The organism is Marinobacterium sp. YM272 (genome assembly GCF_050908845.1).
In the GTDB taxonomy this organism is placed as follows: Bacteria; Pseudomonadota; Gammaproteobacteria; order Pseudomonadales; family Balneatricaceae; genus Marinobacterium_D.
Genome location: NZ_CP194171.1, coordinates 1,675,494 through 1,698,792, shown reverse-complemented (window position 1 = coordinate 1,698,792; position 23,299 = coordinate 1,675,494). Strand labels below are relative to the sequence as shown.

Annotated in this window: 4 protein-coding genes (1 of these 4 running past the window's edge); 2 read left to right on the top strand and 2 right to left on the bottom strand. The window is 58.8% G+C overall.

What is annotated here, in order from left to right:
* Positions 1-3 precede the first annotated feature (3 nt).
* Positions 4-666 carry a response regulator gene (locus ACQUQP_RS07585; protein ID WP_432698195.1) on the top strand — a complete coding sequence of 221 codons (663 nt, stop codon included), beginning with the start codon at positions 4-6 and terminating at the stop codon, positions 664-666.
* Positions 667-2,007: an ATP-binding protein gene (locus ACQUQP_RS07580; RefSeq protein WP_432698194.1), complete on the top strand. Its 1,341-nt coding sequence runs from the start codon at positions 667-669 to the stop codon at positions 2,005-2,007.
* Between the two features lie 33 nt (positions 2,008-2,040).
* On the opposite strand, the gene ACQUQP_RS07575 is transcribed toward ACQUQP_RS07580, so the two are convergent.
* Together ACQUQP_RS07575 and ACQUQP_RS07570 are read right to left on the bottom strand one after the other, a co-directional pair.
* Positions 2,041-2,940, bottom strand: coding sequence for an efflux RND transporter periplasmic adaptor subunit (locus ACQUQP_RS07575; protein ID WP_432698193.1), 900 nt, complete (start codon positions 2,938-2,940; stop codon positions 2,041-2,043).
* A gap of 166 nt (positions 2,941-3,106) precedes the next feature.
* On the bottom strand, positions 3,107-23,299 hold the 3' end of the coding sequence (locus ACQUQP_RS07570) for an LEPR-XLL domain-containing protein (RefSeq protein WP_432698192.1). 20,478 nt of this gene lie beyond the right edge of the window; 20,193 of the gene's 40,671 nt are visible here — the last part of the coding sequence; its start codon lies off the right edge, out of view; its stop codon occupies positions 3,107-3,109.

Below are 23,299 nucleotides of genomic sequence, written 5' to 3'. Positions count from 1 at the left end.
GGCATGCGAATACTGGTGGTCGAAGACGACCGCTTGCTAGGTGATGGCATCAGGTCTGCGCTGCAAAAGGCCGGCGAAACCGCCGACTGGCTCACCTGTGCCGAAGACGCCTGGCATACGCTACAGCTGGAGCACTTCGACTGCCTGCTCCTCGACCTGGGCCTGCCCGGCATGGATGGCCTGGAGCTGCTGCGCAAGTTGCGCCGTAGCGGCAACGAGTTACCGGTACTGATTCTCACCGCCCGCGATGCCATTGAAGACCGCATCGCCGGGCTCGATGCCGGCGCCGACGACTACCTGCTCAAGCCCTTCGACCTGGCCGAACTGAAAGCACGACTGCGCGCGGTGACACGCCGCTACAAGGGCTACAGCGATACAACGCTGCAGATCGGCGAGTTACAGATCGACGCACAGGCACAGAGCGTCAAGTACCGTGGACAGCCGGTCACCCTGTCCCGGCGGGAATATGGACTGCTGCAGACGCTGGCCGAAAACGCCGGCCGGGTACTCAGCCGGGACCGGCTTGAAGAAACCCTGTATGGCTGGGGCGCCGAGGTGGAAAGCAACACCCTGGAGGTGCATATCCACCACCTGCGTAAAAAGCTGGCATCCTCACTGATCCGCACCGTGCGTGGTGTCGGCTACATGATCGACAAGGCGGAATAGATGCGCTCGATCCGCCAGACCCTGACCATCAGCCTGCTCAGCTTCGGCCTGCTGGCCGGGTTAACCACCGCCACCCTCGCCTACTTCGCGGCCAAGGAGGAAGCCGAGGAGCTGTTCGATGCCCAGATGGCCCAGATGGCCCGTCTGATCGAACAGCTGGCGCCGGACGACGCCACCCTGCCCCTGGTGATCATGAATGAAAAGCAGTGGCAGCCGGCACACCCCTACGAAGAGCAGCTTTCCTACCGCATCGTCTCCAGTGCTGGGGATATTCTGGTTGCATCGCCAAGCTTTCCCGACTGGGTGGATCACGAGCCGGTGGATGGCTACCACGACCTGGATCACCCCGGCGAGAACTGGCGCATGTTTACGCTGATTGGCGAGCAGGGGCAGAACCATATCCAGGTGGTGCAGAGCGACAAGGCCCGCACCGAGATCGCCACCAAGATCGCCCTGACCAACACGCTGCCGATACTGGTTTTTCTGCCGCTGCTTTGCGTTGCGATCTGGTGGCAGATCGGCCGTAACCTGAAACCTCTGGTGACATTGAGTGAGGAGGTCTCCGAGCGTGGCTCCGGCCACCTGGACCCGGTGCGCATGCAGGAGGTGCCCACCGAAATCAGTGGCTTGGTCAGTGCGCTGAACCGCATGCTGCAGCGGCTCAAACTCAGTTTTGAGCGCGAGCGCCGTTTTACCGCCGATGCCGCCCATGAGTTACGCACGCCGCTGGCGGCGCTGCAGATCCACTGCGAGAACCTGTTCGCCGATCTCAGGGATGAACAGTGCCGCGGCAGCTGCGACCAGATTCTAACCGGCCTGAAACGGATGAACCGGGTGGTTGAACAGCTGCTCCACCTGAGCCGCCTCGACCCGCAGGAGCGCCTGCCAGAAAGCGCACCGATCAACCTGACCGGACTCTGCCGCGAGCTGATCGGTCAGCAGATTCCCTTCGCGATCGCCCGCGATATCGACCTGGGACTCACCGCCCCGGAAGACGACATAAGCGTGGATGGCCACGCCCTTTACCTCAGCATTCTGCTGCGCAATCTGGTGGATAATGCCATCCGTTACACGCCCACCGGGGGTGAGGTGACGCTGGAGCTGGTCACTCAGGATGGAAGGGTTCAGGTGAGCGTCATCGACTCGGGGCCGGGGCTCACTGACGAGCAGAAACAGCGGGTGTTCGAGCGCTTTTACCGGGGCAAGAACAACAGCGACGGCAGTGGACTTGGCCTCTCCATCGTCCATCAAATTGCCGAGCTGCACGGCTCCGAGATCCAGTTGCTGGATCGGCAGGACGGTCAAACCGGGCTTGTCGCCCGGTTTACTCTGGCAGGCTGAAGCCCTCTGCAGCCAAACCTTATCGGGCCGCACTCACTCCAGTTTCACGCCCGGTTCATGCAGCGTTTGCTGGGCCAGTGACTCGCCCTCGGCAGCCATAAACGCCAGCGAGCAGTGCATACCCGCCGGCAGTGCGTAGTCGCTATTGGGCATTTCGAGCAGTACCCCGAAGGTACGGCTCGACGGATCGAACACCCTGTCGATGGCGGTTATCTTGGCCTGGTAGCTGCCCCCCTCGGTCAGTTCAGGGGTGACCTCTGCCAACATACCCATCTGCACTTTGGGATACATATTCACCGGCAGATAGACTTCAACATTGAGCGGATCGATCTGGGCGATGGTCATCAGCGGCGCCTGGTCATAGGCATACTCGCCCTTGGAGAGCTCAACCTCCGTGACCACACCATTGACCGGGCTGCGGATTATCCGCCGCTCCAGCCGTTGCTGCGCATGCTGACGTTCCACTTCGGCGATCGCTTTCTCCCGGCGATGTTTATCCAGGGTCAGTTGCGTCAGGCGAACCTCAACCCTGGCCTGGTCATAGTCCTTTTCAGAGACGACGTTCTTGGCTTTCAGGGTTTCAAAGCGCTCGAGCTCTTTCTGCCGAAACGCCACCTGAGCACCGGCGGAGCGGATATCCTCGTTGCTCTGGGCTTTCATTTTGGCCAGATCGACCATCAGCTTTTCCAGAGACCGCTCCAGCGTCGCGACCACCTGCCCCTCTTCGACACGCTCTCCGCGCTTGACCATCACCTCATCGAGGATGCCGGCTTCCGAACTGCCCAGCTTGATCGTCGCCTTGGGTTCAATAACACACTGGAACTCCTGCTGCTCAGCCGCCGCTGCTAATGGCGATAACGCCCCAAGCAACAAACCAAAGCCCAAGCCCAGACCCGAAGTGACAGCACGGCACTGACGTTGTTTCGATTTCATTCCATGTCCTCAATACTGCATCCAATCCTGCTCAAATAACGCAGCGTGCCCGCACTGACCTCGGCTGTGTACATCAAGCCACTCTTAAGACCAGGCGGTAAGACCAGGCGGGTCAAGGTTACTTGGCCGCCAGTTCAACTCACCTAGAGTTCAACCGACCAACCGGCTAGTCCCTCGAATGGCGGCTCTGGCCCCAGGCGCTGCGTTCCCTTCCCATGGTAGAGAAGTATAGCTTGGCATCCTCGGCCGGGATGAGCTGTCCGGTTTCTTCATCGAAGACCAGGGCTTCTTCCCAGGCACGCGGTGTTGCTCTCGGCTTGCCGGCATTGGCGGTTGTCACCGTCGCAGTGCTTTGGCTGGTGGTGGCGGAGTCTGTGGTGATATCCAGGCGCGTGCCCGAATTCAGGTCGTCACTCATCACACCCGATTCATCGTGGCCGAAGCCCAGCAGGTGACCCAGCTCGTGGCGCAGCACGGTGAGCAGATCCATCAGGCCAGTGGCTGAACCATCGCCATCAGCGCCGAACTCCTCATCCGCATCCGGGGTTTCATCCACAAACCAGCCGTAACCGGCGGCGTTTACGTCGATCAGGATGGTGTTGCCATCGACCTCAGCCAGCGCATCGCCCTCCAGGTCAACAATCCGGATCTCCACAACGCCCAGCGCGTCAAGCTGGCTCTGGGTGACCAGACCGCTCTGCAGCCAGTCGTCGTAGGCGGCATCGAGGATCGATTCCGCTTCCACTTCGGTCAGCTCCTCTTCACTGAGCTTGGGCGCTGTCACTAGAGAGGAAACGGACTGGGCTGCGACCATCTGCTGCACTGCTTGCTGCGCCTCCGCCAGCGGTTCCGCGTTTGGATCGTTGGTACCGATATAGAACTCGTCAAAGGTCGCGCTACCGCCAATAGCTACCAGGCCGAATTGACCATCCACCAGACCGGAATTGAAACCGTAACTGGCAACGAAGGAGCCATTGACGGTGATGTTGACCGAGGCTCCTTTGAAGCTCAGTTTGAGCTGATGGTAAGCATTGTCGGCCAGATCCTTGGAGATCGACAAGTCGATCGACAGGCCACGCTTCGGATCCACATGACCGATCAGCACCCGATCATTCGGTGCATCCACGGCGATGAACTTGAAGTCATTCGCAGCGTAGTAATCGAAGGCCAGGCCGCCGACACCATCGCCGAATACCCTGGTTTCCAGCTCCAGGTAGGAGTCAGCCTCAATGGTGACACCCAGATCCACCAGGCTTACCGCAGTATCACCCGCAGCCGGTGTGCCCGCATAAGTGCCACCAGTCTGGCTCCAAGCACCGGTTTCGCCCTGCGGTAAGGTTTCAGAGCCATCAAAAGTATCGGTCTCTTCAAAGGTGATCTGCGGCGGCAGGATCTGCACCTTGAAGTTGTCCACGGTACCTGAGCCGCTGTCCATGCCAACACCGACATAGCCCTTGTTGAGCGGTATCGGGTTAGCGTCCTTATCCAGTTCTGGTGCGAAGGTATAGGTGAACCAGTTCACTCCCTCGACAATCAATGTCACGTTGGTGCCGTTCACCGCGATCAGGATCTCATACTGCTGATTCGGCTTAATCCGAACCGGCTTATTAGACTGGATCACCTCATGCCAGCCGCTGGCATCACGGTAGCCCATCTCGATCTTGTTGTTGGAGATGTTGATACCGGCGTACTTGAAGTCGATATCGGACTTATAGTCGAAGATGATGTAGCCGTTAGCCTTGGAACCACCGGTGGGCTTGTTCACCTCGATCAGTGCACTGACCTCGTAATAGATCGGCAGGTAGTCATCCAGGTTGTAGAAGGCCGATGCCTGCTCACCGTTGGCAGCAGAGATGCTGAGCCGGCCACCGCTGACAGAGAAGTTGCCGGTATCACGCACGAACAGGTCCATCGATGCGTTGTTGAAGTCCGAGGTTCTCAACACATCGCGGCGGCCACCCGGTACGTTACCCGCCTGCGGATCGGTTGGGCCACCGGTCTGATCCTGCCAGTAACCATGATCCTTCTGAGTTACCAGCCCCATTTCACCGTAGATACCACCCTGCTGCTGGCTCACATTCGAGTAGCGTTCGTTGTGGTTGGACTGCCCGGTATCGGCATAACGGGTCATATCCACACCGTCGCCGAAGGCCTGGGCGAACAGGAAGTCGAACAGGTGCGGCGGCACCTGACGGCTCACCGTGGCAATACCGAACGGTGCGAACGGCACGATAAAGCTGTTGAACTCGCCGACCCAGTCGATCAGGCGGTCGCCCTTGGTGTTACCGATCAGGATATCCAGGCCGGCGCCGCCGAAGACACGATCCTCGTAAACCAGATGGGTATCCGGAGTTTCATCGGTACCACCCAGCGGCAGTTGCCCCGGACTATTCTTCGGCGGGTACTCCGGATTCACGGTGCCGAGCACATCATCCGCATTCATCAGATCGTTACCGAAGCCACCGTAGATATGGTCGCGGCCGGTACCGCCGACGATCCAGTCGTTACCCAGGTCGCCGAAGATCACATCGTCACCGTCGCTCTGACGGAACTCCGCCGGCACATCCGGATCCGGTGTGCGGCCATCCGGTTTGAAGGCCACGTAGCCAAGCACACTGACACCCTCATCGCTGCGAGCGTTGAGGAAGTACTGGTAGAGATCGCTCCCGCCGGTTATGCCGTCATGCTCGGTATCCGGCAGAGAGCCGTCGGCGTTCACATCACCGCTCCAAACGGAGCCTGCGTCACTATCGAACAGGATCACCCGACGCGGATCATACTCATCGTACAGGAAGAACTCGCCGAGACGGCTCTGTACCGGCTTCGGTGAGTTCCAGGCGTCGTTATCATCGCCGAAGTGCAGGATATCGCTCGGGTTATACGGACGTGAGAAGTCGGTGCGGATCAGGCCGATAAATTCGCCCGCCTCGTTGAAACGCGGTGCGTAGGACTCTTCCAGTGCTTCGGCACCGCTGATCGCGTCATCGCCGGAGCCGCCGTGGATGAAGTCCTGACCCAGGCCACCGAAGATCACATCGTCAGCGAACATCTGGTTAGACGCGTTCGGATCCGCTGCCCCCAACTCGATATCGGTCAGGTTGTACGGAGTCAGGTCCACCGATTTCTTCAGTGCACCGGCCACGTTGATCAGCTCGGACTGAACATTACCCGGCGTGCGGATCAGCTCGTTGAGCACGTTACCCTGGCTGGTACGGGTATCCGGGTCATCGGCCAGCAATGCTTCTATACCGTTGAGGCTTTCCGCCAGTTGCGGATCGGCGGTATTGCGACTGGTGAAGATACGGCCATCATCGCCGAGGATACCGTCGATACCGGTACCACCGGAGATCCAGTCGTGGCCCCAACCGCCGATGATGTCGTCATCGTCCGCGTCACCGAAGGCGATATCGAAGCCACCGCCGGAGTAGATGAAGTCGTCGCTGGTTTCGCCGTGGATCTCGTCGTTGCCGCCAATATCGAAGCGAGTCCAGATACCGGTATCGCAGCAACAGAGGCCAAACATCGGCCGCATATCATCATCGGAAGTATCTTCGGTGGTCGCCGGGTCTACCAGTGAGAAGTTGGACGGATCGAAGTCCGGGCCGCCCGGCGTGTAATCCAGTAGGCGGATACCGCGTACTACGATCTTCTCGCCACCGTAATTATCATAGTTGTACTCGACGTAGAGCGGGCCGTTCGGGTCAAGATCCAGAACATCGTTACGATCGATACCCACGATACGGATGATATCTGCGTTATCGCCGGCAATGGCGTCGGAATCGCGGCCGTGCTTACTTTCGTATGCAGTACCATCAGTCACCGTGACGATATCGCCACCGTATTGATCAACGCCATCTACTTGACCAAGGGTCGGATCAAAACCGTTATTACGATCGATCTGGGTACCCGCGCCACCGAACAGAATATCGCTGTCATCCGGTCTCAGATCGGCACCGGTCCAGTCCGGATTCAGCAGTGCCGCATGGTCGTCATCCAGGCTGAAGTGGCTGGAGGAACCACCGACGATATCGTCCTGACCCAGGCCACCGAAAACAACGTCCAGACCGCCGCCGCCTTCGATATAATCCTGGCCGTCAGTGGCTGCCTCGAAGCTGGCGATAACGGTCAGGGCCCCGATCGGATCGTCGATACCGGGCTCGTTCACGCCAACCCTAATGGGCTCACGTCCTGCGCCCACATGCTCGATAGCAGCCACCGCATCGTCGATAGCACCGTCACCCTGGATTACATCGTTGCCCAGCTGACCGAAGATGGTGTCGTTACCGGCACCACCAGCGATGTAATCGTTACCGAAGCTACCCACACCGGCAAGACCGTTATTGATATCGAAGGTGTGGTACTGAGCGTAATCGATCTCATACTCGGCCCACCACTGCGGACCATCAGGATCGCGGTAGTCACGCTTAATACCGTCGGTGAGCAGACGACCGGAGGTGTATTCGTAAAGCGAACCGTCTCCTTCCGAATCATAGGCGTAGAGCGGATCCATATAGTCCAGCCCCATCTGCTCAGCCGTCAGATCCGTACGTGAGTAAAGCACGGCACCGGCCAGCGTCTGGAAGCGGGCGTTAAGGATATCGTCCAACAGATCGCCATCATTGATGATTCCGTCCTCGCCACTCATACGGCTCAGAGAAACGTTATCACCGAAGATCAGATCGTCGCCTTCGCGGCCATCGATCATATCGTGACCGCCGCCCCCGATCAGGATATCGGCGATAGCCGTACCGAAGATGATGTCGTCAGCGCCGTTCTGCGGCTCAAGCGAATTGATCTCCAGTATTGTCTCAAGTGCCGTCGTCTGGATCTTCTGTGGCAGCACCGGCGGCAGGTTCGGATCGGCCACCAGTTGCACCACCTCACCGTGATCGCCGAAGATGATGTTCTGAACATCACTCAGACCCAATTCAACTGCCGCCTCTTCCTCCGTCAGCATATCTGAGAGCAGGTCGAAGTCGCGGCCATCACCCTCAATAACATCGGTACCGGCAATCAGATTATCGCTGACCGGGTACGGGATACGCACCGGAGCGAAGGTCTGGTCGCTGGAGCCGAGGTTCGGGTCGATGGTCGGGGCCGGGTTGGCGTCCACGGTGACGATCGTGAGTTCGCGGGTGAGGATATTCACGTTTACGCCGCTATCACCGTAGATATGATCTACGCCACGCTGGCCCAGGATCGTATCGTTGCCGGAACCACCCGCCAGGTGATCGCCCGCCTGACTACCGATGATCAGGTCATCACCGGCACCACCGTAAGCGGTGATACCGACGTTAAGGATGCCATTGGCCGACGGGTCCCCTGCGAACAGCAGAGAGGCATCGATGATATCGTGGCCGGCGTAGCTGAACGCATTGGCCAGCGGGAAGACCCACTCGTTATCCTCATTCTGGTCATCCGGCAGTTCGGGGAACGGATCAAACGGCTTCTGGCCGAACTCCTGACCCAGGCGGTCGAACGACCGACCGGAGTACCAGGCGCCATCCTGGCTGGTATCACCGTAGATCACCAGCGGACTCAGCGGACCACCGACCAGGGCACCGCGATCATTATTACGGACCACGAAGTGGTCACCGCCAACCCGCGGGCCCGCATCGGTCGTGACATCGGTGCGGGTAATGGTGACGATACCCGGGATAACGCAGTCCTGAATCGCCATGCCCTTGAGCACCAGTTCGCTGCGCAGGAGTGTTAGGCCATCCTCGGTGAAGAAATCATCAATCCGATCAATGGTAAAGCCTCCGGCTACACCATCAATGTAGATAATCTGATCGGCTGCAAAGCCATCATCGCTCCAGCTGTTACCATCGGTGCGAATCAGACGGTTCACCACATGCTCGATATTGCTAAGCGTTGTGGTCGTGACAGTCGCTGTAGACAGGTTCACGGTGATATCAGTGGTATTGGCTGTGATCGCCGAGCCGGAAAGGATCATCACCGCATCGGTACCCCAGTTGGCAAACTCGCCGTCAGGAGTCTCTACGCCGATCGCTGCATCCGAAGAGCTGGCGAAGCCAAGAATAGTGCGGGTCTCGGTCTCGGCACCGATCTGGATGATCTGGCCAACCTCATAGCCATCTTCCTGCCAGCTGCGGCCATCGTCACGCAGCAGATAGCTGTTGCCATCGAACTCGCTTTCCTCATAGTCGACAACACCGGCGGTATAGTCACCCAGGTTTTCGACCGGCAGGTTACCGCCGCCATGCAGAGTGGTCAGGCCGCCATGCGGGCCCTGAACCCAGAAGCGCAGATTTTCAACGGCCGCAGCATCCTCGGTCGCCTGGCCAAGCACGCGCATGGTCGCGCCATCAATCTCCAGAATGCGATACTGGGTAGCCGAACCGAAGTCACCTACGTTGAGCAGATGCCCCTCGATAAAGCCGAGCTCCTCCCAATCGGTCTCGGGACCGTTGAGGGTGAAGATCGCACCATCGCTCTTGCCATCGATATCCACATCCAGCACAGAATCGACCAGCTGATCGAAGGCAACCAGTTTGACGTCAGCGAAGCCGTTGAGGGCCGGTAGACCACTGATATCCCCAGACAGCACCAGAATAGAGTTATCGTTCGGGTCGGTGATTTCGATGGTCGCCGGTGGCGCATCCGGGTTGGTGACAGATTGCGATGCATCGACAATGGCCTCGACTGTGAAGCCGTCGTAGGTCACGCCGTTGATGGTGATCTCAACCTCCTGACCGACCAGGAAGCCCTGGGCCAGCCAGTCGTAGTTTTCAAGCCGTAGAGCCAGATCGCCGATCGGACCGTCGCCATCTGTCAGAATCGCCACAGAGCGGAAAGTGTTCTGGGCTGACACAAACGGCGCCGGGTTTAGTGTGCCGCTGACATCAAGGAAGTCGTTACCCTCACCCAGCAGCAGGTTGAATACCTCGATGGTGCTCTGGATCGCCGCGGTACCGAAACCGCCGGCGCCGAAGTTGACCTTGCCGAAGCTGATGCCGCCGGCCACCACAAGTTCGGCGTTGATCTCAACGAACTCGATGGTGTCGCCTTCAGCAACCCAGCTTCCCTCCGTATCCAGCGTCAGGGTCGTGCCATCTTCGGAGATTGCCAGGATGGTGTAGGTGCCATTATTGACATCGAAGCCATCACCGTCATCGGCGTTGATACCGATGGTGTCACCCACATCAAAGCGCAGATTGAAATCGATGGTGGCCTGGCTGACGGTGAGGTTGGTGCCATCATCGCTGAAGTTCAGCAGCCCGAAGTAGGATCCGGTTTCACCGAAGGTCGGGCCGCTGATCACACCCAGGTTCAGGTCATCGGCCATGCCGAAGCCACGCAGGGTGGTCTCGGTCATGCTGCCGACGCCATCCGCCTGGCTGGAGTCGTTGAAGATATTCAGCACATCGATCTGCTGGCTCTCCGGCGGCTGGGCACCGATAGCGATCAGGAAGGCGTCCGTCTCGCCCGGCAGCTTGACGCCGTTGCTCAGCGAGCGGTCAGCACCGGTCGGGCCGCCCTCCACCGCCAGCGGGCCGCGCAGCTTGGAAAGCAGATGGGTGGATACCGGGAAGATCTTCACGCCGTCCCGGGTCGGCGGCACGATATAGTCATCGTCCGCTTCCAGCACCACGTTCTGCAGTTCATGATAATTAGTGGTGGTGAAGGTCACTGTCGCGCCGATACGCACCACCGAAACTTCGTGGCTGCCAGCGGCACCCAGCCAAGAACCACTCAGCAATCCGCCTGTACCACCAACATGGATCAGCTGCAGTTTGGCATCCTGGCTGTCGTTATCGCCGCGGATCAGCTGGATCTTGGCCTCGATATCAGGGTTAACGCCACTGGTGTCGGAGATCCGTACCCACATGCCCTCAAGGAAACCGGGCTCCAGCCAACCACGCTGGCCGCCGCTAAGCTGCAGATCGAGGAACTCACCCGGGAAGCTCTTGGCGTCGGTTTCTTCACCCCAGACTACCGTGCCTTCGAGCAGGAAGGCGTTGCTGACATCGGCAAGTACCGCCGGGGCGATGGATGCGCCGCTGGCTGTCCAGCTGCCGGTTGCAGTCAGCGTCATCACACTGCCATCAGCCGAGAGCGAAGCGATCTGGTAATCGCCATCGTTGCTCACTACCTGGTCGATGGTGGTCGCATCAGTAGTCTGACCTGCGGCGGCCCAGTTGCCATCAGCAACCAGTGCGGTAAGCACAATCTCTGTGGCGCTGACCGAAAGGATCTCGTAAATGCCGTTATTGCCGTCGAAGCCATCCGTCGCGGTCGCGGTGATCTGGATAGTCTGGCCGGCGGCAAAGCCATCCGCGCTGAAGTCGCCCGCGTCGCGCGAAATCGTCAGGTTAGTGCCGTCATCAGCAAAGGTGACCACATCGGAGTAGAGCTCGTCCGCAATGACCTGGCTTCCACCCAGACGGATAGTCTGGCCTGCAACAGGCACCAGCTCACTGAGTACCACATCATCCGGTGTCAGGCCGGTTTCTGCCCAGTCCCCGTCTGAGAGCAGAGCGGTCAGGATGATGGTGTCACCACTGACAGCCTGGATCTCAAAGTCGGCGTTGTTGGCCGAGAAGCCGCCGGCGCCGGTAGCGTCGATACGCAGCTGCTGACCTGCTATGAAGCCAAGCGAATCAAAGTCAGCCCCATCAGCTGTCAAAGTCAGGTTCGTACCGTTGTCCTCGAAATTCAGGACGCCGGTGTAGCGTTCCTGTTCCGCCAGGCTGGCGCCGTAGAAGCCCTCGTCGATAAAGCTGCCGAAGTCAGAGTCGGTGCCGCGAGTCAGGGTCAGGTTGCCATCGTCGTCGGTGCCGAAGATCAGCGAACCATTGAACATCTGGTTGACCTGCTCGCCGCCGATGACCGCGTAGTCCTCGGGTGTAACCGCCAATCCGCCGATCTCGACCACATCGGCCAGGCCGTCGGTGAGTACGGCGATATCGACGCTGTCGCTCGGAGCCTTGGTCAGGCGGATGTCGTAATCGTCAGTCTTACCACTGCCGGCCGGGATATCACGGATCAATTGAGTGCTGCCGCCGCTCTCCAGTACCACCGCGCCAGCGGTTTCGTTATCCCAGACCTCAACGTCCAGCAGTTGCAGGCCGGAACGCAGGTTCGGGAAGATGTAGTCAGCATCGGTGGTCAGTTCACTACGCTGGAAGTCGATAACGGCGATCTGCACGTCTTCGCGGACGAAATCATCGCGCGCGTCGATACCGACGCTGATGGCATCACTCCAGTTACTGCTGTCGAAGGTAGCCCGGGCGACAATAAACTTATCGTCCGAAGTGTCGTCTGGCGTGTCCGCACCGGCGATCTGAATCGGGCCATCGTCATCGCCCAGGGCACCGGTCAACAGCGTGAGACGGCTGTCACTGTCGATGTTGGTGAACTGGATCGCCTTGTCGGCGAAGTCGTTCAATACAATATCGACAACCACAGTGCCCGTGGTGGCCTTGGCGAGTTCGATCTGGATCTCGTCGCCAAGCTTGGTATCACTGTCACCCTCAATCACGATGGTCTGACCGTCGTCCTCACCATCAGCGTCCACCTCGGTGATGTAGACTCCCGGGGTGTCGTTGTCGTAGACCTCCACCTCAACATTGCGCACATCGGCGGCATCGTAGATCTCCACATCGGAGATAACACTGTGCTGGATGACGACGATACGGTCGCCTTCGGAGCGCAGGTCATCCGGCGCAAAGACGTAGACCTTCTGCTCCTGATCCCAGTTGCTCGCATCGAAGGTCAGGACCACAGAGCGGTTGTTGATCTGGGTCGGAATGCCGTTGATGATTACCGTGCGCTGGAAGTCACTGTTGGTCACCATGTCAAACGGATCCAACAGATCCAAGGGAGCAACGGTAGATAGCCAGATACTGTCGCCCAGCGCATCATCAAGCGGATCCGGGTTGAGGTCGTAGGGCAGCCCGGTCAACGGATTGATGGTGCGCTCCTCCTGCGGAGACAACGCGGCCGATACAGTTACGTAGACGACCTCATCACCCTCAAGTTCCTGCGACAGGCGCACAGTGTAGAAGTCGGCGAACTGATCTTCCTCCTCGGCCTGTTCACGAACCACGGTGCGGCCGAAGGTCGGCGCGTCCTCATCCTCTTCACTGATAACCACGAGGCCTTCATCGGCGGTAGAGACGTTGTAATCGAAGCCATCGACCACCAGACCGTCGTAGAGCACATCGTCCGAGGAGACGAGATGGTTGACGGTGCCGGAGACACCTTCAAGTTCGCGGGTGACGATATCTTCATTGACGTCACCGGTAACGTTGATCGTATCTGAACCAAGGCCGCCTATTACCCGGTAGGAAACACCGAAGGCGGTGGACTGAACGAAGAACTCGTCGTCGCCCTCCAGGCCGTCCACTTCCAGCACCTCAATGGTTGAGAAGCGCACGTTAAGGCCGGCACCGAAGATCCCCTTATCGGTGATGACAATATCATCGGCGAATTCGGTACCCAGGATCACCAGCTTGTCGAAGCCGGTACCGCCCTCGACGGAGACCGGTGCGTTGATGTTGTAGCGCACCTCATCCTGACCGCCACCGGCACGGATATCCGGCGCCTGAGCAACGGAGAAGCCAAGACCGATCTGCGGCGCGGCCACGCCCTCATCATCAAGCAGGATAACATCGTCGGTGGTGGTCTCTGTCAGCAGCAGATCAAGGAAGTTGATACCGCCGTCATCGTTAACATCGAAGCCGGTGCTGAGCTTGGCCTTCAAAGCAGCCTTGTACGTATCACTGGCACCGCCGGTACCGAACACAGACTCGAGTACTAGCGCGTCGATGGCGTCATCGGTACTCATGATGGTCGGATCGTTGAGATCCAGATCATCGAGGGCACTGCCGGGGTTGTCGATCTCTGGAAGACCGCGCTGGATTCGGGCCAGAGCGGTGAGCACCGCTACACCGTCATCCAGGTCGTCCTGGTTAGTTGCGCCATCGCCGTTCCAGTCAAAGTCGGCGGTAGCCGCCAGGGCAAAGGCGCGAACGATAAACAGGTCGTTGTCATCATCGCCTTCCAGGCGCAGTTCGGCCTGGTTTGAGTAGACACGGAACTCGTCATTGCCGGTACCGCCCTGGGCCACCAGCGGTGAGGATGAACCCGGTGACAGCCAGCCACGGGTCGTAGCGACCAGTTCAGGGAACACATCCTGCGGCAGCAGGTTACCCATCGCCTCGTTTCGGTTGGCCCCAAAGATCTGGCCGATCTGGAAACTGTCGTTACCGGAGCCGCCATCCAGGGTGGTAATAACGGTGGTGTCGTCAGTAAAGAAGGCGTCATTACCGCCACGACCCTCGACCAGCAGGCGGCCGTTGATACCGGTGTCGTAGTTGATGCGCTGAACCTCATCGGAGGTTTCATTGTTCTGCACCACATCCTCGTACTCGTCCAGGTTGCCGTGCAGCAGGGCAACGTAACCGGCACGATCAGCGGTGGCCTCCGGCGTTTCATCACCCTCTTCGCTTGGCAGGAAGGCCGCGGCGCGGAGCAGGAAGATATCGTCGGTCGGGTATGGCTGGCCCTGTTGCGGGTCGCCAGCGCCCTGCAGGCCGTCACCGTCGGGATTATCCAGACCGTAGATGGTCAGGGTATCGACACCGTTGTTCTCTGCGCCCGTATCGAGCACGTTGATCACGTAGTTGCGGGTGTCATTGCCGTTGGAGCCGAGGGTGTAGACCTCGTAGCTGTCGCTATCTGACTGACCGTCGAGCGTCAGTGTATGCTCGGCCGAGGTGGTGACATTGGGGCCTGTCTGGGTATCGCTATCCTGCAGGTAGTAGACAATGAAGCGGTCTTCATCGAGTACGTTGGCGTCCACGTCGGCGGAGAGGTGATCGCCATCGGCAAACACCGGTGCCACCTGGGTGCCGTAGGCGCGAGTTTTTGAGCCAAGGAAGATGTAACCGTCTGAGCCCTGGAAGTCTCCACCGCCAACGCCGCTGGCATCGCCGAACTGAATCAGGTCGACATCATTGTGGCCAAAGATCTCGGTGATGTACTGCGGCGCATCGCCATAGGGCACTGCCACGCCGACCGGGTTTCCACCCTGCTTACTGCCTGGAGTAGTCAGCACTGCACCAGCGATAAGCATGCCGCGCAGCACAATGGTTGTGCCGTAGGTGGGGTCCGGGTCGTTGGCAAACAGATTGCCGTTAACCGCGTTCGCATCCCCAAGGATATCGATATCCTCGGCGGCGATGATCTCGCTGTTGGAATCAGTGGCGATGTTGTCACCGACGATCAGTTTGACGGCGCCTTTCTCAGCGAAGATCTGACCGTGAAGCACAATGCGCTCAGCATCCGGGTGTCCCTGGCGGGCGCTGCTCTCGGCGAAACGGGCGGCACCACTGTGGATCAACAGGAAGTGTTCATCAAGCTGATTGCTATCAAAAACAGTCAGGCGGATATCGCCCTCATAGGCATGAGCCAGTACCAGGCGCAGTTCAGCGTCGACTTCTGACAGATAGATATTCTCTGTCGCCTCAAGGCCGACATCGTCACCGCCGGCCTCCAGCCCTGCCGTATCGGAACCGCGGCGTGAATCGATCTCCAGATCGTTACTGAAGGTACCGATGCTGGCGCCGGTACCATTGGCGTCCAGATCGATGGACTGCCCCATGACGTCGGCGTCTTCCAAGCCTTCACCGGCCTGGGTGACAACAACGCCATTGGCGTTGGTCTCGCCGCTGCGACCGGCGTCAAGAATCGATCCATCGACGGTACGCATGGCGATGTTTTCGAGGCTGTGTACTGTGCCTATGCGCAGGTCACCGTCCAACTCATCGATAAAGATGCCACCGTTGATCACATCGCCGCTGGTATCGAAGGCAAACAGCGCCCCCTGATTGCTATCGGTGCGGTCGACATTGATTTCGAGGTAGTCGAGCTCCCGGCCAATGCCGCCTTCAGTGCTGGCCGGGGTCTGGCCCGGAACCGCGTTGATGCCGCTGGCGAGGAGGATATTGATACCGCTGGCATCAACACCAGTACGGCTGTCGGCATCGAGAATCAGCTCACCGGAGCGCAGTTCAACATCTCCAGCGGTGGAATCGATGCGGCCTACCCGCATATCGCCCTCGATTTCGCGCGCGAGGATGTCACCGTTGGTGGTCAGGAAGATCTGTTCGATCTCCTCGTCAGCGACTGAACCGTCGACCCAGTCGACATCAAGTACGATGTCGAAGTTGACGGTGGTATCCGGATCTTCAACCAGTACAGCCGCACCATATTGCTCACCGCCAATGCCTGTGGTGGCGTAGGTACGGTTCTCGTTACCCGTGTAAGTGTCGCTGGTGCTGACATGTCCTATGTCTATGTCATCGCCGGCACGGACCTCGGTGAAGATCCAGTTGGAGTCGATCTCGTAGATGCCGTAATCCGCGAGCGTACCATCTGTCAGATCGATGGCCTGGTTGGTGGCACGCAGGATATTGTCGTAGGCAGGACCGGTGCCATCGGGACGGAAGTGGTTTTCGACCAGGCGCAAATCTTCTGTATGACCGCGGTCGGCGACGGTCAGGCCCGGAACATCACCCTCGTCGATCACCTCGCGCATGTCGTTGACGATGATCGAAACATCATCCCCGGCGAGGATCGCGCCGATAACCGCATCCTGAGAGAAATCCCCCCCCTGGGTGCCGTCGGCGGCATCGAGATAATGCAGATCGAGGACAACATCGATGGTCGCTTCAACCTCTATCACCGGCACGAACAGTTCGTTCGGGTCCATGGACGGAGTTATTTCCGGGTTAATCCCGGCATCTGAGGCATCACGGAAGCGCACCAGCTCGACAGCTATCGGGATACGTCCAATAGCGTTGACCTCGTTCTCATCACCGGCAGCGCCGACCTTGGTATCTATGTCGTTGACGGTGCCGATGGAGCCGCCGATGGCATCGAGGTAGATCTCGTTGGTGCGGATGACCTCGCGATCGGCGTCGGAAAGGATACTGCCACGCTCGTTAAGCACGGTGGTAATACCGATCGGGTTCTCGATCCAGCCATCCAGTGAAATATTGGACGAGGTAATCTCATCCGGCTGCAGGTTGAGAATATCGATGGTGGTACGCACCCAGTTGTGCAGCACATCAAACTCGAAGGTACTGCCGGAGTCGGCAGTCTCATTACCGAGCGTGATGCCGTTGGCCGGACTGTCGACCGGGCCGGGTACGCGATCGGCACGGATCTCGATGTCCGCCGGATCGAAGCCGCCCTCGATCTCACTGCCGTCGAGGACCACATCGATGCGATTGACAATCAGGTCCAGCGCGCTGTTGTTCTCAATGTAGACGGAGTCCCAGGTACGTTGAATCTCGAACAGGCCGGCGTTACCCCAGATGTAGCTGAGCGGCGGTACCTGGGAGCCATCACCGCTCCCATCCAGGTTGCCCAGCTCGCTCTTGTAGGTCGCGTGGAATTCAGCACTGCCGGTCGTATCGTAGAGGATATCCGCAAGCTCGATGCTGCCGGTCAGGGTGTCACCGATCTCCTTGTCCTGGTTCTCGCCAAGGAACTCGATGTTCTCAAGCTGGATAATTTTGCCGGTTTCATCGACCACCAGTATCGGGTTCGGCTCGCCGAGCATGATGACGGTGGACTCCCAGAAGATCTCACGCTCGAAGTTCTCATTACCATTGCGGTAAGTATTACCAGTATCAAGCCAGGCGCCATCGCGGGTCGGGTCGCGGTCGAAGCGCTTAATATCCACCAGGGCATCCACATCAAGGCGTGCTGTGCGGATGATGGATTCATCGCGGCCAACGACCTTCGATTCGGTGTCGATATCGATTCGAGCCGTGGAATCGGTGTCGCCACCTACACCGCTGGTCTTACCGAACGGATCGGCATAAAGATCCAGGTCGTCGTAGCGGGCCTGCAGCAGCACGGAGGCGTTGCCGGTAATTTCTGAGCCGGTGTCTAGGATCACACGGGCCGAACCGCGCAGGGTGATATCACCGCGGGCATCAGAATCGGCACCGAGGGCGGATGCACGGGAGCGTGAATCGGCGCGGGCGTCGATAATGTTAACCGCATCCACCACCACGGTACCGCCAAACAGCCTGGCGCCATCCTCAAGCGTAATCTCGGTCAGTGCGCCGGCAGTGCTCTGACCCAGGTCATCGTTGACACTGCGATGAACGCCAATGCGCACACCCTTGCCGCTGCTGTCGTTGGCATCGGAGTCAGCGCCGAGGCCTACCGCCTTAGCCTGGGCATTGGTGTCGCCGGTAACATCCGACTCGCCGCTGATATCCAGCGACTTGACGGCCTGGATGCGGCCATCGAGGTTAATGTCGTTATAGAAGCCGATCTTGGCGGTGGCAACGGAGTCTACACCGGCCCCCAGGCCACCGGAGTTAGTCGAAGCGTAGGCATCGCCGGAAACCTCGATTCGGCCATGTACAAATACATCGCCGGCATCCGGGTCACTGCCGTTTGGTACAGTCGGAACCAGACCAGTCGCCAGGATGCTGGTGTACTCACCGAGGTCGATGGTGCTATCGACATCGATCTCAGCCTCAGCGTTAGCGTCACCGACGGAGACGAAGCCTCCCCCTGAGTTGGCGGAGATCGCCTTGGTAGCGCCGCGGATGTCGGTAAAGAGCTCGACGCGGTTACCTTCAATCAGCGTCAGCGTGTCCCCATCGGCACCAGCCTCAACGGTCAGTCGGCCCTCGATCAGCACATCGGTGGTACCGTTGGCGGACTGCACATCAATAAAGCCGCCACCACCACCAGAGGCGGAGGCGGTGATAGTGCGATCACCCGAAGGCGCGCCAACAAAGTTACCGGCGCTCTTGAGGTCAAAGCTCTGGGTGCCCGAGCCGTCGCTGATATCCATAACCACGGCCTTGGCACCACTGCCTACAGAGGTGAAATCCACTCCCTGCACGACAAAGGTGTGCGGGCCACCAGTGAGGCTATCCGGGTTCAGGGTGATGGCAATGCCATCCAGTGCGTCCTGAAGGGTAAGTGCCAAACCGAAGCTGTTACCGCCGTCCGTGTTCGTTACATAGTAGGTGCGGCCTGCTTCCAGCAGCGGCAGGTTCTGATCCTCAACTTTCTGCAGTGACTGGAGTGTTTCGGAGTCGGCAACCGGTGCCAGGGCGATGACTGGCTGATCAAAGTCAGCAGTTATATTCCCCCTGTCAGCTGTCACGTAACCGTCAGTTCCACTGGTGAAGCCGTTATCTGCAGTCAGAGTGATAGTGCTGCCACTAGCCCCACTCAGGATGGTATAGGTTCCGTTACGAGAACCTGCATTGGTGATGGTGAAGGTTGTGCCATTAGTGAAGCCATCCTGGGCCCAAGTTCTACCGTCATTGCGGGTGATTCTGTCATTATTGTTACCAGCGCCATCATTCGTGAAGGTCATCGAGGCGTTGAAGATGGTGGCGTCGATATTGCTGAGCGAATCTTCGCCGCTGGTCAGCACCAGTGTAGTGTCCGTAGCCGAAGCGATGACATAAGTGCCATTAGTACTGGCATCGCCACTGTCGGTGATGATCAACCGCTCGCTGCTGTCAGCGCCGAAGCCGTCGTCAGTCCAGCTGCCACCATCGAGGCGCACGATACTGATGGAGCTACCGTTACGTACGAAGTCGACGGCCAGGTCATTCAGAAGATCATTACGCTTCAGCTGGATAGTGGTGCCGCCGTCAGTAACGGTGGCGATGCGGTAGATACGACCGTTAACCAGTGGCGAGAGCTCACCTTCATTGACCTGTGCGGCCACGAAGCCGTCGGTTGCATCGTTCAGGGTCGCGCTGACAGTGAGGCGGATGGTGTCTGTATTGGCTCCGCTGAGGATGGTGTAGACACCGTTGTTGCCGTCTTCCGAGCTGCTGATGGTGAACTCGTCACCATCCAGGAAACCTGATTCGGCCCAGGTCTTGCCGTCATTACGCGTGATCTGGTCGCCGGCGCTGGCCGGGGTGAAGTCGGCGGTACCGTTGTCACGCTCGACGGTGGCGCCAGACTCGACACCATCGACAAAGCCACCGCTGCTGGACAGGGTCAGGGTGGCGCCACTGACACTATCTATGGTGTAGGTGCCGTTGTAAGCCCCGGCGTTGGTAAGCGTGAACTCAGTACCGACAGTAAAGCCATCATCTGCCCAGCTGCGACCGTCGGTGCGCGTAATCTGGTCGCCCGGAATCGACTGGAGGAAGTCGCCCACGGCCGGGAAATCTTCCGGATTCGCCGGCTCACGCGACACTGTCACGGTATCGTCGCCATCGCTGAAAGCACCGCTGCTTTCCAGCACGATGGTATCGGTATCCGCACCGCTGACAATGACGTAGCTACCGCTACGTACCCCGGCATCGCTAAGGGTGAGGGTGTCGCCATTAGCGAAGCCCTCGCTGTCCCAGGTTTTGCCACCGGCCAGTGTGATTCGGTCACCACCACCGGGCTGGATAAAGTCGCCCTGGCGCTCACCACGATCGGCGCTTGCATCGGTCTCGCTGCCGTCAGCGAAGCCGTTGGCTGTAGTCAGGCGGATGGTCGTGCCACTGGCGCCACTCGCGATGGTGTAGATGCCATTGTAAGCGCCGGCATCGGTCAGTTCGAAGGTCATGCCATCGACAAAACCGTCGTCCTCCCAATTACGACCGTCATCGCGTGTGATCTGGTCAAACTGGGCGAAATCGCCCTGCTGAGTGCCACGATCGGCTGTAGCGCCCGCTTCATCGCCATCGGCGCCGAAGGTGGTGGTGGTGAGGGTAAGCGTCAGGCCGTCGACGCTGGCGACGGTGTAGCTGCCATCGAAGCCACCCGCATCGCTGATATCGAAGCTGGTGCCGACGATGAAGCCATCAGCGACCCAGTTACGGCCGTCATTGCGGGTGATCTTGTCGTACTGATCGAAATCCCCCTGCACTTCGCCGCGATCGGCTCTGGCAAGACCGGCACTGCCATTACCCGCGAAGGTTGCGCTGGTGAGAGTGATTGTGCCTGTAGCGGAACCGCTACTGATGGTGTAGGTGCCGTTGAAATCGCCGGCGTCGGTGAGTGTGAATTCAACACCATCGGCAAAGCCATCGTCGGCCCAGGTTCGACCGTCGTTACGGGTAATCTGATCGCCGCCGCCGTTGGCGACAAAGTCCATTGCGGAGACGAATATGTTGGCGGCGAGGCTGGCGGCAGCGTCAACGCCATCACCCAGAGTAATAGTGTCGCTGGTGACGCCCAGAATCGTATAGCTGCCGTTGGCATCTCCGCTATCACTGATGAGCAGGGCGGCGCCGATATCAAAACCATCGGCCAGCCAGTCGCCACCGTCGCGGCGGACAATCTCAAGGTTGGTGCCGACACGAATGTAGTCTACCTCCACGTCTGCAGCGGAGGTGGAGTCAAAGCTGAAGTCAGCGATAAGGGTACTGGCAACCAGGTTCTCGACAGCATCGATGCCGTCGATCAGGGTCAGGGTATCACTGGTCGCATCAGAAACCAGATAGCTGCCATTGGCACCGAGGGCATCACTGATGACCAGCATTTCGCCACTAGTGAAGCCGTCGGTAAGCCAGTCTCCACCGTCATCGCGAGTAACCACAACGGTGGCGCCGTCACGGATAAAGTCTATATCCAGGTCATCGACCGAGGTGCCGTTAAAGGTCATATCGGAGGTGATGATATTGGCGGCGATATCGCTGATGTTATCCACGCCGTCAGCGATGGTCAGTACAGCGTCGGTGGCAGAATCAATGGTATAGCTGCCGTTTGCGCCTTCGCTGTCGGTGATTACCAGGATCGCTCCGGTCACATCGAAGCCGTCATCGACCCAGCTGCCGCCGTCGGTGCGATGGATCTCCAGGGTACTGCCTTCGCGGACGTAATTGACGCCGATATCGTTGAAGGTATCGTTGCCGTCGAAGGTCATCAGCGAGCTGAAGGTCGTGGCCTCAATGTCGGCTACGGAGTCGATGCCGTCGGTGATGATCAGGGTATCTTCACTGGCTGAGACAACCTCGTAACTGCCATTGGCTCCCGGACTTCCGGAGATCACCAGCGCCTCTCCGGGCTGGTTAAAGCCATCATCCAGCCAGCTGCCACCATCCAGTCGCACGATTTCGATATTGCTACCGTTTCGCACGTAAGCTACGCCAATATCTTCGAAGGTCTCGACACCATCGAACTCCAGTTCGGTGTTGACGATGGTCGCCTCTATGCCATCTGCGCCGCTTCCGCTGGCCAGGGTCAGGGTGGTAGCGGTGGCTGCGGCGATGACATAACTGCCATTGGCGTCATTGTCGCTGTCATCACTTATAACCAGGGTTTCGTTGGCGCTGGCGCCAAAGCCGTCCTCCAGCCAGTCGCCGCCGTCAAGGCGTATGATGCTGACCTCCGAACCGTTACGGACAAAATCGATCGCTATATCGTTTATCTCGCCATTACGGATAAAAGTCATCGAGGTGCTGAACTTCGGTGAGTCAACGGTGTAGATCACCTGATCGCCGACGGCGAAGGCTGCGGTACCGGTATCCGGGTTGGTACCTATGTATATGTTGTTGGCGCCGGCGTCGTGGTTGATGTTGCCGCTGCCGTCACGGCTGGGGATGTACTCTCCCTCATCTTCGACCACGGAGACATCTACGGTATTTGCGGTGAAGGTCGCCTCGTAGCCGCCCGGCAGATAGGTGACAGCGTCGCCGACCTCAAAATCATGCGAAACGTTAACCGAGTCGCTGTCGATGTCGCTGGCATTGACCGTCTCGGTCTCAAGCGGGGCATCCTCGTCCGCCAGCTTGATGGTGTTGTCGTCGATGACAACAACACGGTAATCCTCGCCGTTTGTAAGCCCCCCGATACCGGTGCCCGTCTGGCTATAGAACTTGACGATGGCTCCGTCGACCAGGTTATGGGCTACCGGGAAGATAATGACGTCGTTGACCAAGTCGACGCTGGTAGCATCCGCTATAAACTGGGCACCAATCTGGATCTGGCTGGCATTGTCGCCCTCACCTTCATCAGCGACCACGATAGTGTAAGTCTCACCATCGACCAGACTAGTGATATCGCCATTAGCGCCGTTGAGCACAATTTCACCGCCGCCTTGAGCGTTATAGATAACGGTGTCGTTGGTGGATAGGCCGTGGGGAAGCGCGAAGGTTATGGTCTCTGATTCACTGCCAACCTTGTTAACGTCATCGGCAGCATTAAATGTGCCGTCACTGGTTTGGACTGTGGGCACGTTGTGCTGTGCGGATATTGAAATCAGACCGCCGGTCGAGCGAATCAGTGCCGAACCGCCAACAGTGACATCAACATCCACATTGGCGGTGGAGCTGCCCTCATAGGTGTTGATATTGACGCCACCGCCTGAGGAGGATTTGGTGGTGGCATCTGC